General features: G+C 66.1%; 13 protein-coding genes. 10 read left to right on the forward strand and 3 right to left on the reverse strand.

Annotation, left to right across the window (positions count from 1 at the left end; translation table 11 throughout):
- Positions 1 to 175: 175 nt before the first annotated feature.
- Positions 176 to 1,546 (forward strand): 3-deoxy-7-phosphoheptulonate synthase class II, encoded by a 1,371-nt coding sequence (locus AADJ02_RS11685; RefSeq protein ID WP_341213186.1) that lies wholly within the window; start codon positions 176 to 178, stop codon positions 1,544 to 1,546.
- Between the two features lie 63 nt (positions 1,547 to 1,609).
- Here the strand turns inward: AADJ02_RS11685 and AADJ02_RS11690 are convergent, their stop codons facing one another.
- Positions 1,610 to 2,155 carry a PAS domain-containing protein gene (locus tag AADJ02_RS11690; protein WP_341213187.1) on the reverse strand — a complete coding sequence of 182 codons (546 nt, stop codon included), beginning with the start codon at positions 2,153 to 2,155 and terminating at the stop codon, positions 1,610 to 1,612.
- A gap of 176 nt (positions 2,156 to 2,331) precedes the next feature.
- Between AADJ02_RS11690 and gmk the strand changes: the two genes are divergently transcribed.
- Together gmk and AADJ02_RS11700 are read left to right on the forward strand one after the other, a co-directional pair.
- Positions 2,332 to 2,970 carry a guanylate kinase gene (gmk, locus tag AADJ02_RS11695; protein WP_341213188.1) on the forward strand — a complete coding sequence of 213 codons (639 nt, stop codon included), beginning with the start codon at positions 2,332 to 2,334 and terminating at the stop codon, positions 2,968 to 2,970.
- Complete coding sequence (locus tag AADJ02_RS11700; RefSeq protein ID WP_341213189.1) at positions 2,967 to 3,488, forward strand: gamma carbonic anhydrase family protein; 522 nt, start codon at positions 2,967 to 2,969, stop codon at positions 3,486 to 3,488. The genes gmk and AADJ02_RS11700 overlap by 4 nt, the downstream gene beginning before the upstream one ends.
- 13 nt (positions 3,489 to 3,501) lie before the next feature.
- On the opposite strand, the gene AADJ02_RS11705 is transcribed toward AADJ02_RS11700, so the two are convergent.
- Complete coding sequence (locus tag AADJ02_RS11705; RefSeq protein WP_341213190.1) at positions 3,502 to 3,873, reverse strand: hypothetical protein; 372 nt, start codon at positions 3,871 to 3,873, stop codon at positions 3,502 to 3,504.
- Positions 3,874 to 4,012: 139 nt separating this feature from the next.
- Here AADJ02_RS11705 and AADJ02_RS11710 point away from each other — a divergent pair, with 139 nt between their 5' ends.
- The 7 genes from AADJ02_RS11710 (at position 4,013) to phoB (ending at position 11,444) form a co-directional block, all read left to right on the forward strand.
- Positions 4,013 to 5,053 carry an ATP-binding protein gene (locus tag AADJ02_RS11710; RefSeq protein WP_341213191.1) on the forward strand — a complete coding sequence of 347 codons (1,041 nt, stop codon included), beginning with the start codon at positions 4,013 to 4,015 and terminating at the stop codon, positions 5,051 to 5,053.
- A 174-nt stretch (positions 5,054 to 5,227) separates the two neighbouring features.
- Positions 5,228 to 6,268, forward strand: coding sequence for a substrate-binding domain-containing protein (locus AADJ02_RS11715; RefSeq protein WP_341213192.1), 1,041 nt, complete (start codon positions 5,228 to 5,230; stop codon positions 6,266 to 6,268).
- Positions 6,269 to 6,399: 131 nt separating this feature from the next.
- A complete protein-coding gene (gene pstC / locus AADJ02_RS11720; protein ID WP_341213193.1) occupies positions 6,400 to 7,863 on the forward strand; it encodes a phosphate ABC transporter permease subunit PstC in 1,464 nt (487 codons plus the stop codon).
- Positions 7,860 to 9,203, forward strand: a complete 1,344-nt coding sequence (pstA, locus tag AADJ02_RS11725; protein ID WP_341213194.1) for a phosphate ABC transporter permease PstA — start codon at positions 7,860 to 7,862, stop codon at positions 9,201 to 9,203. Before pstC ends, pstA begins: the two co-directional genes overlap by 4 nt.
- A gap of 26 nt (positions 9,204 to 9,229) precedes the next feature.
- On the forward strand, positions 9,230 to 10,024 hold the full coding sequence (gene pstB, locus AADJ02_RS11730; RefSeq protein ID WP_341213195.1) for a phosphate ABC transporter ATP-binding protein PstB: 795 nt from the start codon (positions 9,230 to 9,232) through the stop codon (positions 10,022 to 10,024).
- Positions 10,025 to 10,036: 12 nt separating this feature from the next.
- Entirely contained in the window at positions 10,037 to 10,750 is a 714-nt protein-coding gene (gene phoU / locus AADJ02_RS11735; RefSeq protein ID WP_341213196.1) for a phosphate signaling complex protein PhoU, read from the forward strand.
- 4 nt (positions 10,751 to 10,754) lie between these two features.
- Entirely contained in the window at positions 10,755 to 11,444 is a 690-nt protein-coding gene (phoB, locus tag AADJ02_RS11740; RefSeq protein ID WP_341213197.1) for a phosphate regulon transcriptional regulator PhoB, read from the forward strand.
- A gap of 73 nt (positions 11,445 to 11,517) precedes the next feature.
- Here the strand turns inward: phoB and AADJ02_RS11745 are convergent, their stop codons facing one another.
- Positions 11,518 to 12,516 (reverse strand): IS30 family transposase, encoded by a 999-nt coding sequence (locus AADJ02_RS11745; RefSeq protein WP_341213198.1) that lies wholly within the window; start codon positions 12,514 to 12,516, stop codon positions 11,518 to 11,520.
- Positions 12,517 to 12,584: the final 68 nt, after the last annotated feature.

Genomic DNA, 12,584 nt, shown 5'->3' on the forward strand with positions numbered 1-12,584 from the left:
TTCGCTCGACCGAAACAGGTTTGTCGGCTCGCATCAAGAGCGCCCGCCCGGCACGGCGGCGGGGCCGCCATCGGCCATGGATATGGCCGCAGCGCGGCATTTCGCGTTGGCCCGCCCGCCCATGCGCGCTATAGAGGCCGCCGATATTCCCGAAGCCTCCATTGGAGCGATGACCATGACCGAGTGGAAAAAGGCCGACTGGCGCGCCAAACCGCGGGTGCAGATGCCCGACTATACCGACGCGGAGCGTCTCTCCGCCGTCGAGGCGCGTCTTGCCTCCTATCCGCCGCTGGTCTTTGCGGGCGAGGCACGCCGCCTGCGCGCCAAGCTTGCCGCCGCCGGGCGCGGCGAGGCGTTCCTGTTGCAGGGCGGCGATTGCGCCGAAAGCTTTGCCGCCTTCAACGCCGACCACATCCGCGACACCTTCAAGGTGATGCTGCAGATGGCCGTGGTGCTGACTTTCGGGGCCAAGGTCGAGGTGGTGAAGGTGGGCCGCATGGCCGGTCAGTTCGCCAAGCCGCGTTCCGCGCCCACCGAAACGGCGAATGGCGTCGAGCTGCCGTCCTACCGCGGCGACATCATCAATGGCTTCGATTTCACCCCCGAGGCCCGCATTCCCGACCCTGAGCGGATGCTGCAGGCCTACACCCAGGCCGCTGGCACGCTGAACCTGCTGCGCGCTTTTTCGACCGGCGGATATGCCGATGTGCACAAGGTCCACGCCTGGACGCTGGGTTTCATCGGCGCGCCCGAGGCCGAGAAATACCGCGACATGGCCAACCGCATCACCGACGCGCTCGACTTCATGGAGGCCGCCGGCATCCGTGACGAAGCCGCGCATGCGCTGCAGACGGTGGAGTTCTTTACCTCGCACGAGGCGCTTCTGCTGGAATACGAAGAGGCGCTGACCCGCATCGATTCCACCTCCGGCAAGTGGCTCGCGGGGTCGGGCCACATGATCTGGATCGGCGACCGCACCCGTCAGCCCGACGGCGCGCATGTCGAGTTCGCCAGCGGCGTGCAGAACCCGATCGGCCTGAAATGCGGCCCCTCGATGACCAGCGGGCACCTCAAGGCGCTGATGGCCAAGCTGAACCCGCTCAACGAGGAGGGCCGCCTGACCCTGATCGCGCGTTTCGGCGCGGGCTCGGTGGGCGAGCATCTGCCGCGCCTTGTCAAAGCGGTGCAGGAAGAGGGCGCCAAGGTGACCTGGTCGTGCGATCCGATGCACGGCAATACCATCAAGTCCTCCTCGGGCTACAAGACGCGCCCCTTCGAGAGCGTGCTGCGCGAGGTGCGCGAGTTCTTCGGCGTGCACAACGCCGAAGGCACGATCCCCGGCGGCGTCCATTTCGAGATGACCGGCGCTGATGTGACCGAGTGCACCGGCGGCGTGCGTGCCGTCACCGATGAGGACCTGTCGGATCGCTACCACACCGCCTGCGACCCGCGCCTCAACGCGTCGCAGTCGCTGGAGCTGGCGTTCCTCGTGGCCGAGGAGCTGTCTTCGCGCCGCGCCGGAATGAAGACCGCCGCCGCCGTCTGAGCGGCGATCTTTTATCGAGAGACCCCGAGGGGCGGCCAGCGGGCCGCCCCTTTTTCGTGGCGCTCAGGCAGGTACGAGCCTGAGCGGCGTGGCGTCGGTCGGCGGCGCGCCGATCCGCACCGGCCCCGCAAAGCCGAAACGATGCAGCCCGGGGGACAGGTCATGCGCCAGCGCGCCGAGGATCTGCGGCGCCATGCCCGCGTGGGGGCGCAGCGGCAGCAGCAGCAGCGCCCCCACCGGGCCGCGCCCACCTCCCATCCCCGGCACCGTCAAAGGCGCCCGGCAGGGGTGATGCGCCTCGAAGGCGCGCTCAAGGAGGTCGGAGAGCCGCGCCCGCGCCGGATGTGCGAAGAGGCACGACAACGGCAGGCCGCGCGCCTCGTCCCCGGCGAGGTCGCAGAGCGCGCGACCCGCGATCCGCAACCGTCCTGCGCCGGGGGCGATGGCATCGAGCAGGAACACCTCCGACAGGGCCGTGCCGATCCGGTTAGGATCGATATGCGCGCGCAACGGCGGCAGGCCGCGCCGGATCAGGCTGCGCCAGTAGGCTTCGACTTCACTCAGCCGCGCGGCCGCCGTGTCGCGGGCGATCTCGTTATGCATCGTCATCCGAACACCCCATGATCTGGTCATACTCTTGCCATGATTATAAGGGCGGCGCGGGCCGAAGACCCTTAATATCCGGTAAACTGCTTAACGCGCCATGTCATGGTCTTGCCGCGCGGGTCCGATCCGCCTAACCCCGGCCCGATCCAGATCGGCACACAGACGGAGCAGCAGATAACATGCAGCGGCGCGGCCTTCTCATCATCCTGTCCTCACCCTCCGGCGCCGGCAAGTCGACGCTGGCGCGGCGTCTGCGCGACTGGGACCCGAGCTTGGGGTTCTCGGTTTCAGCCACGACCCGCGCGCCGCGACCCGGCGAGGTCGACGGCGCCGACTACCATTTCGTCACCGAGGATCGGTTCAAGCACCTCGTGGCGACGGGCGAGATGCTCGAACACGCGCGGGTCTTTGAAAATTACTACGGCTCTCCGCGAGGCCCCGTCGCCGAGGCGACAGAGGCCGGGCGCGACGTGCTGTTCGACGTCGATTGGCAGGGCGCGCAACAGATCTCGAACAGCCGCATGGCCGATCAGGTGCTGTCGATCTTCATCCTGCCGCCGTCGATCGCGGAGCTGCATCGCCGCCTCGTGGGCCGCGCGCAGGACAGCGCCGAAGTGATCGAGCGGCGGATGCAGAAAAGCTGGGACGAGATCAGCCATTGGGACGGTTACGACTACGTGCTTGTCAACGACGAGCTTGACGTGACCGAGGCACGGCTCAAGATCATCATCGAGGCCGAGCGCCTGCGCCGCAGCCAGCAGCCCTGGCTGCTCGATCACGTGCGCGGGTTGCAGGCGGAGTTCGAGGAGAGATCATGACCATCTACGCGCTCGACGGCGAAAGCCCCCGGATCGACGCCGAAGCCTGGGTCGCCCCCGGTGCCCATGTCATCGGCCGCGTCACGCTGGCTCCCGGCGCTTCGGTCTGGTTCGGCACGACCATTCGTGGCGACAACGAACGCATCACGCTGGGCGAGAACACCAACGTGCAGGAAAACTGCGTGTTGCACACGGACATGGGCTATCCGCTCGACATCGGCGCGGGCGTCACCGTCGGCCACAAGGCGATGCTGCATGGCTGCACGATCGGCGAAAACTCCCTGATCGGCATGGGGGCTACCGTGCTCAACGGCGCGAAGATCGGCCGCGACTGCCTCATCGGAGCGGGCGCGTTGATCACCGAAGGCAAGGAGATCCCCGACGGCAGCCTCGTGATGGGAGCACCGGGCAAGGTGGTGCGCCAGCTCGACGATGCGGCAATCGAAAAGCTGCGTCAGTCGGGGCTCAACTACCGCGACAACGCGGCGCGGTTTCGGGGCGGGCTCGAGGCGCTCTGAGACGGCGGGCGCGTCAGGTCTCGGGCGGTTGCTCGATCAGATCGAAATCGAGCCATGGCGCGACCTTGCGGATCTCGTCGCGCACCATCCGAGCGTCGGAGACCGATGTGCCAAGCACGCGGTAGGGGCCGCCGTAGCCTAACATGGACAGCCTGAGCGCCAGATCGACCGCGTCGAACTGCGGCCCCATCAAGGACGAGATGATCACGCTTGGCTGCACCCTCTCGAGAAGCTCCGCCGTCACCCGATGAAAGCCACAGTACCGCACATTTTGCAGCGCCTCTGCCTCAGCCGCCTTGGCCCTGCTTTCGGAGGGTGCGAATTGACCGACGATGAGCATGACCTGTCTGTGACCCAGATGGCGGTGGAGCGGATCGAGTGTCATGCAGTGCGACTCCGGCCAAGAGCGCCATCCGAGCGCCGTATCAGGTTTGGCCTGTCCCCTACATGTGATGACGAGAAATTGAAATGCGCAATCTAGCCGCGAATACCGTGCCGTTTATAGAGTCCTTTGGTTGAATTCCATGACAATAGTCCCCGTTGATTCCCTGATGTCCGCTCTGCCGCTCCCGGTGCTCCTGATCGGTCCCGCCGAGCGGATCGAGGCGGCAAACCCGGCGGCGCAGAAGCTTTTGGGAGCGGCGCAGACGGGGCGGCACTACATTACCGCGTTGCGCCAGCCTGCCGTGCTCGACGCGGTCGAATCGGTGTTGCGCGACGGTGAGACGCAGCGCGCGCGTTACCTCGGCCGCTCGGGCAGCCGCGACACCACTTGGGAGGTGACGGCGGGGGCGGTCCAGTTGCCCAGCGGGCGCGGTGTGGCGTTGAGCTTCGAGGACGTCACGGCGGTCGAGGCGGCGGGGGCGATGCGGCGCGATTTCGTCACCAATGTAAGCCACGAGCTGCGCACGCCGATCACCGCGCTGTCGGGCTTCATCGAGACGCTGCGTGGCGCAGCGCGCGATGACGCCGCCGCGCGGGACCGGTTTCTCGGGATCATGGAGCGCGAGGCCGCTCGCATGTCGCAGCTGGTGTCGGATCTGCTGTCTCTCAGCCGCGTCGAGCAGGACGAGCGGCTGCGCCCGACCGGGCCGGTCGATCTGTCGGCGCTGACGGGGCAGGTGATCGCCCTGCTCGAACCGATCGCCGCGCGCGCGCGGGTGCGGCTCGTGCTCGATGTGCCGCCCATGCCGGTCGTGGTGCCGGGCGACGAAGAGCAGCTACGCCAAGTGCTCACCAACTTGATCGGCAACGCGATTAAATACGGTGGTGCGGAGCGGCCGGTCGAGGTCACGCTCACGGCGTCCGAACTGCAAGCCGACCTGCGTGGCCCCGGCGTGCGGCTCGTGGTGCGCGACCACGGCGACGGCATCGCGGCGCATCACTTGCCGCGCCTGACCGAGCGTTTCTACCGCGTCGATCCGCACCGCTCGCGCGCGGTGGGTGGCACCGGGCTGGGCCTCGCCATCGTCAAGCATATCGTGAACCGCCACCGCGGTCGGCTCAGGGTCGAGAGCGTGCAAGGGCAGGGCAGCAGCTTCACCGTGGTCCTGCCGACCCAGTGACAGCTCCGGGGAAAGCCTTTGCAACAGCCCTTGCCGCACGGTCATCCGCGCTAGATCGCGGGCTGTCATGAAAGTTTTACACAGCTGTCACAAAACAGAGTTCCCACGCTACTAATCGAACGGCAACGGGGGCGCTGATGCGGCCCTCGGGGGAATGAACAACAGGAGCGATCCATGTCCTTCGTCAAGCTGACCGCCTCGAGTGCGGCCCTCATCGCCGCCACTGCCGGCTTCGCCACCGCCCAAGGGCGCGACAACGTGCAGGTCGCGGGCTCCTCGACCGTGCTGCCCTATGCCTCGATCGTCGCCGAGGCCTTTGGCGAAAACTTCGACTTCCCGACCCCGGTAGTGGAATCGGGCGGCTCCTCGGCTGGCCTCGCACGGTTCTGCGAAGGTGTGGGTGAGAACACCATCGACATCGCCAACGCCTCCCGCGCGATGCGCGAAGGCGAGATCGAAGCCTGTGCCGCCAATGGCGTGAACGAGATCATCGAAGTGCGCGTCGGCTATGACGGCATCGTCTTTGCCTCCGACATCGACGGCGAGACCTTCGCCTTCACCCCCGCCGACTGGTACCTCGCGCTGGCCGCCGAGATCCCGCAGGACGGGGGGATGACCGCCAACCCCAACAAGAACTGGGCCGAAGTCAACGCCGAGCTGCCCGATCAGGAAATCCTCGCCTTCATCCCGGGCACCAAGCACGGCACCCGTGAGGTCTTCGAGGAGAAGGTGCTGCTCGCGGGCTGCGAGGAAAGCGGATCGCTGCAGGCGATGCTGGATGCCGGCATGGATGAGGACGCCGCCGAGACGGCCTGCATGCAGACCCGCACCGACGGCGTGTCGATCGACATCGACGGCGACTACACCGAGACGCTGGCCCGCATCGAGGCCAACCCGCAGGGCATCGGCGTCTTCGGCCTGTCGTTCTACGAGAACAACACCGACAGCCTGCAGGTCGCGACCATGTCCGGCGTCGAGCCTTCGACCGAGACCATCGCGAGCGGCGAATACCCGGTGTCGCGTCCGCTCTACTTCTACGTCAAGAAGGCGCATCTGGGCGTGATCCCCGGCCTGCAGGAGTTCGTGGAGTTCTTCGTGGCCGACGAGATCGCCGGTCCCGACGGCCCGCTGGCGGCCTACGGCCTCGTTGCCGACCCCGAGCTTGCCGCGACGCAAGAGACGGTGGCGAACGGCACCACCATGGACGCCATGTAACGCAGGCGTTATCGGAGAGGGGCGGCGGCAACGTCGCCCCCGACCGCTCGCGCATCGGCGCACGACAGACCTGACACCGCCCCGGCCCGACGCGACCACCGCCTCGGGCCTCGACAATTGAAGGCCCCGCCATGTCCCCGTCCTGGATCGCCCTGATCGTCCTGGCCATCGCCGCCGCCGGTTTCGTGCTGGCCCGCGCGCGTGCGCAAGGCGCGGCCAAACGCGAGGAGCGCAGGCTCCACTCCCTCCCGAATTACTATGGCTGGACCGCCGCGATCTATGCCGCCGGACCCGCGCTGTTGCTGCTCGTCATCTGGCTGGTGGCTCAGCCCATCGCCACGCGCGGCCTCGTCTGGCCGGTGCTCGAAGCCGAAGCTGCCCAAGGCGACGTGCCCTCGTTGATGATGGCGGACGTGCAGCGGCTTGCCGCCGGTCTCGACGCCGCCGTCGCGCGCGGCACGCTCACCAACGCGGCGGCGCGCGATCTGCCGCCCGAGGAGTTGCGCGCGGTGATGGCGTCCCAAGGCGTGGCGCTCGGCTCCGATGTGTCCACCGCCACCCGCGACGCGGCGCTGCGCTGGCGGACGATTTCTGGCACCGGTGATCTGGCGCGCAGCCTCGTCGTGATCGGCCTCGCCCTCGCGGGGGCGGCAATCGGCATCCGCCGCGCACAGCCCGATTTCCGCGCCCGCAACGCCGTTGAGCAAGCGATGCGCGGCGTTCTGATCTCGGCGGCGCTCATCGCGATCCTGAGCACGGTCGGCATCGTGCTGGCGCTGGTGTTCAACACCATCGAGTTCTTCCGCCTCTATCCCGCAGCCGAGTTTTTCTTCGGCACCACCTGGAGCCCGAGCTTTGGCGGCGGCTCCGAGCTGGGCATTCTGCCGCTCCTCTGGGGCACGCTCTACATCTCCTTCATTGCGCTTCTGGTGGCAGTACCAATCGGCCTCTTCGCCGCCGTTTACCTTGCCGAATACGCGCACAGGAACGTGCGGGCCTGGGCCAAGCCGATGCTGGAGATGCTCGCGGGCATCCCAACCATCGTCTACGGCCTCTTCGCGCTACAGACCGTCGGCCCGCTGCTGGTCGAGGCGTTCGGGCGCGGCGGCTATCTTGGTTTGGGCTGGATGCAGGGCGGCACCGCCGTCATGACCGCGGGGCTCGTCATGGGCATCATGCTGATCCCCTTCGTCTCCTCGCTCTCGGACGACATCATCAACGCCGTGCCGCAGAGCTTGCGCGACGGCAGCCTCGGCCTCGGGGCGACCCGCTCCGAGACGATCCGTCAGGTGGTGCTGCCCGCAGCCCTTCCCGGCATCGTCGGCGCGGTGCTACTGGCTGCATCCCGCGCTATCGGTGAGACGATGATCGTGGTGCTTGGGGCAGGGGCCGCGGCACGGCTGTCGATGAACCCCTTCGATGCGATGACCACCGTCACCGCCAAGATCGTCAGCCAGCTCACCGGCGACGCCGATTTCTCCTCGCCCGAGGCGCTGGTCGCCTTTGCCCTCGGCATGACCCTCTTCGTGATCACGCTGGCGCTCAACGTCGTGGCGCTGTGGATCGTGCGCCGTTACCGGGAGCAGTACGAATGACCGATACCCCCATCGAGACCCCGGCCAAGCACGGCTCGCTGCTCGTCACCGACGCGCGCACCAAGCGGCGCAACCGGGCCGAGAGCCGTTTCAAGGCCTACGGCATCGCGGCGCTCGCGATCGGCATGCTGTTTCTCGCGGCGCTGCTGTGGGCAATCCTGTCGAACGGCCTCACCGCCTTTACCCAGACCTATATCCAGCTCGACGTGCCGCTGCTCGAGGAAAAGCTCGACAAGGACGGCGACCGCGACCCCGAGAAGATCGGCAAGGTCTCGACCTTCGGCTATGCGCCGTTGATCGAAGCGGGGCTCGTCGATCTGGTAGAAAAGACCGGCGTCGAGACCGAGCTTGCCCCCAAGGCGCTTGGCAAGGTTCTGTCTTCCTCTGCCGCGGCACAGCTGCGCGACCGCGTGCTCGCCAACCCCGAACTGATCGGCCAGACCGTCTCGGTGGAGCTTCTGGCCTCGAGCCGCGTCGATGGCTACCTCAAGGGGCGCGTCAGTCGCGCCAGCCTTGCGCGCGACAAGAACCTCGACGCCGAGCATCTCGACCTGATCGACGCTTGGCGCGACGCGGGGCTGGTGGAAAAACGGTTCAACTGGGACTTCATCACCGGGGCCGACGCCTCGGATTCGCGGCCCGAGCAGGCGGGCATCGGCGTCGCCATGCTGGGCTCGCTGTTCATGATGCTGGTGGTGCTGGTGCTGTCGCTACCGATCGGCGTCGCGGCCTCGATCTATCTCGAGGAGTTCGCGCCGCAGAACCGGCTTACAGATATCATTGAGGTCAACATCTCGAACCTCGCCGCCGTGCCGTCGATCGTCTTCGGCATCTTGGGTCTCGCGGTGTTCATCCAGTTCATGCACCTGCCACAGTCCGCACCTTTGGTCGGTGGCTTGGTGCTGACGCTGATGACGCTGCCCACCATCATCATCTCGACGCGCGCCTCGCTCAAATCCGTGCCGCCGTCGATCCGCAACGCCGCACTCGGCGTCGGCGCGTCGAAGATGCAGGCGGTGACGCATCACGTGCTGCCGCTGGCGATGCCGGGCATCCTGACCGGGACCATCCTCGGCCTTGCGCAGGCGCTGGGAGAGACCGCGCCGCTGCTGCTGATCGGCATGGTGGGTTATATCGCGACGAACTATCCCGAGGGCGTGGCCGAGGGCTTTCTCGCGCCCAACTCGGCGATGCCTGCGCAGATCTACGAATGGGCCAAGCGGGCCGATCCGGCCTTTTACGAGCGCGCCTGGGGCGGCATCATCGTCTTGTTGGTGTTCCTTCTGGCCATGAACCTCATCGCGGTGCTGCTGCGCCGCCGCTTCGAGCGGCGCTGGTGAGCGCTTACAGGGCAGGGGGCCCCGACATGAACGACATGCGAACCATGGACAATGCCGTGCTGAACGAGACCAAGATCACCGCCCGCGACGTGCACGTGCACTATGGCACCACCCACGCCATCAAGGGCGTCGACGTGGACATCGCCGACCGCACCGTCACCGCCTTCATTGGGCCATCGGGCTGTGGCAAGTCGACCTTCCTGCGCTGTCTGAACCGGATGAACGACACCATTCCCGGCGCGCTGGTCACCGGTGAGATCAAAATCGACGAGGCAGACATCTACGACCCCCGCGTCGATCCGGTGCAGCTTCGCGCCAAGGTCGGCATGGTGTTCCAAAAGCCGAACCCGTTCCCCAAGTCGATCTACGACAACGTGGCTTATGGCCCCAAGATCCACGGGCTGGCCCGCAACAAGGCCGAGCTCGACGAGATCGTCGAAAAGGCGCTGCGGCGCGGCGCGATCTGGGACGAGGTCAAGGACCGCTTGCACGCGCCCGGCACCGGGCTGTCGGGCGGCCAGCAGCAACGCCTGTGCATCGCGCGCGCCGTGGCGACCGAGCCCGAGATCCTGCTGATGGACGAGCCGTGCTCGGCACTCGACCCGATCGCCACAGCTCAGGTCGAGGAGCTGATCGACGAGCTGCGTCAGAACTTCTCGGTGGTGATCGTCACGCACTCGATGCAGCAGGCCGCGCGGGTCAGCCAGCGCACCGCGTTCTTCCACCTCGGAAACCTCGTCGAATACGGCGAGACCGGCAAGATATTCACCAACCCCGAAGACAGCCGCACCGAGAGCTATATCTCGGGCCGGATCGGGTAAGGGAGCAGGGACATGCAGGACAAGCAGCACATCGCCTCGGCCTTCGACCGCGATCTCGAATCGATCCAGGCGCTGATCCTCAAGATGGGCGGCCTCGTCGAGGCCGCGATCATCGACGGCGCCCAAAGCCTCGCCGACCGCGACATCGAGAACGCCGAGCGGGTCCGTCGCGGCGACAAGGTGATCGACGCGCTCGAAGAGCAGCTCAACGAGGAAGCCGCGCGTGTCATCGCGATCCGCGCGCCGGTGAGCCGCGACCTGCGGGTGATCCTGTCGGTGCTGCGGCTTGCCGCCAGCCTCGAGCGGATCGGCGACTATGCCAAGAACATGGCCAAGCGCACCAGCGTTCTGGCCGAACTCAGCCCGATCGATGGCTCCGACGCCGCCCTCAAGCGCATGGCGCGCGAGGTACAGAACATGCTGAAGGACACGCTCGATGCCTTCGTGCGCCGCGACGCCGATCTCGCCGCCGAGGTGCTCCAGCGCGATCAGGACGTGGACCAGATGTACAACGCGCTGTTCCGCGAATTCCTGACCCACATGATGGAAGACCCGCGCGCGATCACTGCCTGCATGCATCTGCATTTCATCGCCAAGAACATCGAGCGGATGGGCGATCTCGTTACCAACATGGCCGAGCAGGTGATCTATCTCATCACCGGCCAGATGCCCGACGAGGACCGTCCCAAGGGCGACAACACCTCCTACGTGACCAGCCCGGAGTGAGCGGATGCGGCAGGTGCAGCCTCACATCCTGATCGTCGAGGACGAGCCGTCGCAGCGCGCGGTTCTGAGCTACAACCTCGAATCCGAAGGCTTCCGAATCTCGGAGGCCGAGGATGGCGATGCGGCGCTCTTGATGGTGTCTGAAGAAATTCCGGACCTGATCGTGCTCGACTGGATGCTGCCGGGTGTCACGGGCATCGAGATCTGTCGCCGCATCAAGATGCGACCCGAGACGCGAGACGTGCCGATCATCATGCTTTCGGCGCGGTCCGAAGAGGTCGACCGCGTACGCGGGCTCGAGACCGGCGCCGATGATTATGTCGTGAAGCCGTATTCGGTGACCGAGCTGATGGCGCGGGTGAAGGGCCAGCTGCGCCGGTCGCGACCGGCGGGCGTGGGCGAGACGCTCAGCTTTGAAGACATTACGCTCGATGCGGAAACGCACCGCGTGCACCGGGACGGACACATGCTCAAACTGGGGCCAACCGAATTCCGTCTCTTGGCCACGTTCCTCGAAAAGCCGGGCCGGGTCTGGAGCCGCGAGCAGTTGCTCGACCGGGTCTGGGGACGCGATGTCTATGTCGACACGCGCACCGTCGACGTCCACATCGGCCGGCTGCGCAAGGTGCTTTGCGCGCAAGGTGGCAGCGATCCTCTGCGCACGGTGCGCGGTGCCGGATACGCGCTGGGGTAGTGGAATATTAAACGATGCGAGAGACAAAGTGCCAAAAGTCATGTGTGAATTCAATGCTGGTTGCGACACGGGTTCAGGATAGGTCGAGCTGACGGAGTTCCTCAGCGAAGGCCTCGGCCGGTGTCCGGTAGCCGAGGCAGCGTCTTGGCGTGGCGTTCAGCTGCGCGCTGATCTCCGCCATCGCGTGGTCTGACAATGCGGCGATGGCCGTATCGCGCGGCAGATAGCGCCGGGCGCGCTTGTTCAGGTTCTCGACCGAGCCTTTCTGCCAAGGCGCCTGCGGGTCGCAAAACCACGCCTCGGTGCCCATTCCCATTCTCAGATCACGCCAGCGGTTGAACTCGAGCCCCCGGTCGAAGGTGATCGAGCGTCGTGCGGATAGGGGCAGGGGCGACAGCAGGGCGATCAGACGGTTCATCAGATGCTTGGAGCTGCGGTCGTTGTTGCGGAACAGGACCGCATAGCGGGTCTTGCGCTCCACCAGCGAGGCCACGTTGGCCTTGCCCAACTCCTTGCGAAAGATCATCAAATCGCCTTCCCAGTCGCCGAACCCACTACGGTCGTTGATGTGATCCGGCCGGTTCTGGATCGCGCGTTCCAATGGAAAGATGAGACTTCGAGGCCGACGGGCGTAGCGGGGTTTGCGCTGGCGGCGACGCTCGGGCAGGTGACGCGCCAGGTCCTGGCTCTGGCCGTCCTGCGAGTAGACGAAGGCGTAGATCGTTTCGTGGCAAATGGTGCCGCGATGCTCTTCGAAGCGTAGCCGTCCGGCGATCTGCTCGGGTGACCAACCAGCTTTCAAGCGATCTATAACGGCCTCGCGCAGGGCCGTCATCCGGATCAGTTTACGACGCCTGTGGCGGCGCTCGGCGGCCCGTTTCTGGGCCAGCATGCCGTAGTAGCCGCTGAGATGGGGCAGCTCGTTGTCTTCGAACCGATTACGCTGGATCTCGCGGTAGATCGTCGAGCGATGGCGGGACAATCTCGCCGCAATACTTACCACGGACATCTTCGCCTGTAGAAGGTCTTCAACCAGACGCCGTTCTCGTAGATCCAGCTCGCGGTGGGCCATCTTCCAAACTCCTGTGTTTGCGACAGGATAGAGCGTTTGTCGCAACCCAGTTTAGAAAGTGCCATGGC

Origin of the sequence: uncultured Limimaricola sp. (assembly GCF_964022235.1) — a bacterium.
Classification (GTDB): Bacteria; Pseudomonadota; Alphaproteobacteria; order Rhodobacterales; family Rhodobacteraceae; genus Limimaricola.

What these genes read in the sequence shown, in the direction of transcription:
- AADJ02_RS11685 (WP_341213186.1), top strand. Translation starts at nt 176, where the DNA reads ATGACCGAGTGGAAAAAGGCCGACTGGCGCGCCAAACCGCGGGTGCAG.
- AADJ02_RS11690 (WP_341213187.1), bottom strand. Translation starts at nt 2,155, where the DNA reads ATGACGATGCATAACGAGATCGCCCGCGACACGGCGGCCGCGCGGCTG.
- gmk (WP_341213188.1), top strand. Translation starts at nt 2,332, where the DNA reads ATGCAGCGGCGCGGCCTTCTCATCATCCTGTCCTCACCCTCCGGCGCC.
- AADJ02_RS11700 (WP_341213189.1), top strand. Translation starts at nt 2,967, where the DNA reads ATGACCATCTACGCGCTCGACGGCGAAAGCCCCCGGATCGACGCCGAA.
- AADJ02_RS11705 (WP_341213190.1), bottom strand. Translation starts at nt 3,873, where the DNA reads ATGACACTCGATCCGCTCCACCGCCATCTGGGTCACAGACAGGTCATG.
- AADJ02_RS11710 (WP_341213191.1), top strand. Translation starts at nt 4,013, where the DNA reads ATGACAATAGTCCCCGTTGATTCCCTGATGTCCGCTCTGCCGCTCCCG.
- AADJ02_RS11715 (WP_341213192.1), top strand. Translation starts at nt 5,228, where the DNA reads ATGTCCTTCGTCAAGCTGACCGCCTCGAGTGCGGCCCTCATCGCCGCC.
- pstC (WP_341213193.1), top strand. Translation starts at nt 6,400, where the DNA reads ATGTCCCCGTCCTGGATCGCCCTGATCGTCCTGGCCATCGCCGCCGCC.
- pstA (WP_341213194.1), top strand. Translation starts at nt 7,860, where the DNA reads ATGACCGATACCCCCATCGAGACCCCGGCCAAGCACGGCTCGCTGCTC.
- pstB (WP_341213195.1), top strand. Translation starts at nt 9,230, where the DNA reads ATGAACGACATGCGAACCATGGACAATGCCGTGCTGAACGAGACCAAG.
- phoU (WP_341213196.1), top strand. Translation starts at nt 10,037, where the DNA reads ATGCAGGACAAGCAGCACATCGCCTCGGCCTTCGACCGCGATCTCGAA.
- phoB (WP_341213197.1), top strand. Translation starts at nt 10,755, where the DNA reads ATGCGGCAGGTGCAGCCTCACATCCTGATCGTCGAGGACGAGCCGTCG.
- AADJ02_RS11745 (WP_341213198.1), bottom strand. Translation starts at nt 12,516, where the DNA reads ATGGCCCACCGCGAGCTGGATCTACGAGAACGGCGTCTGGTTGAAGAC.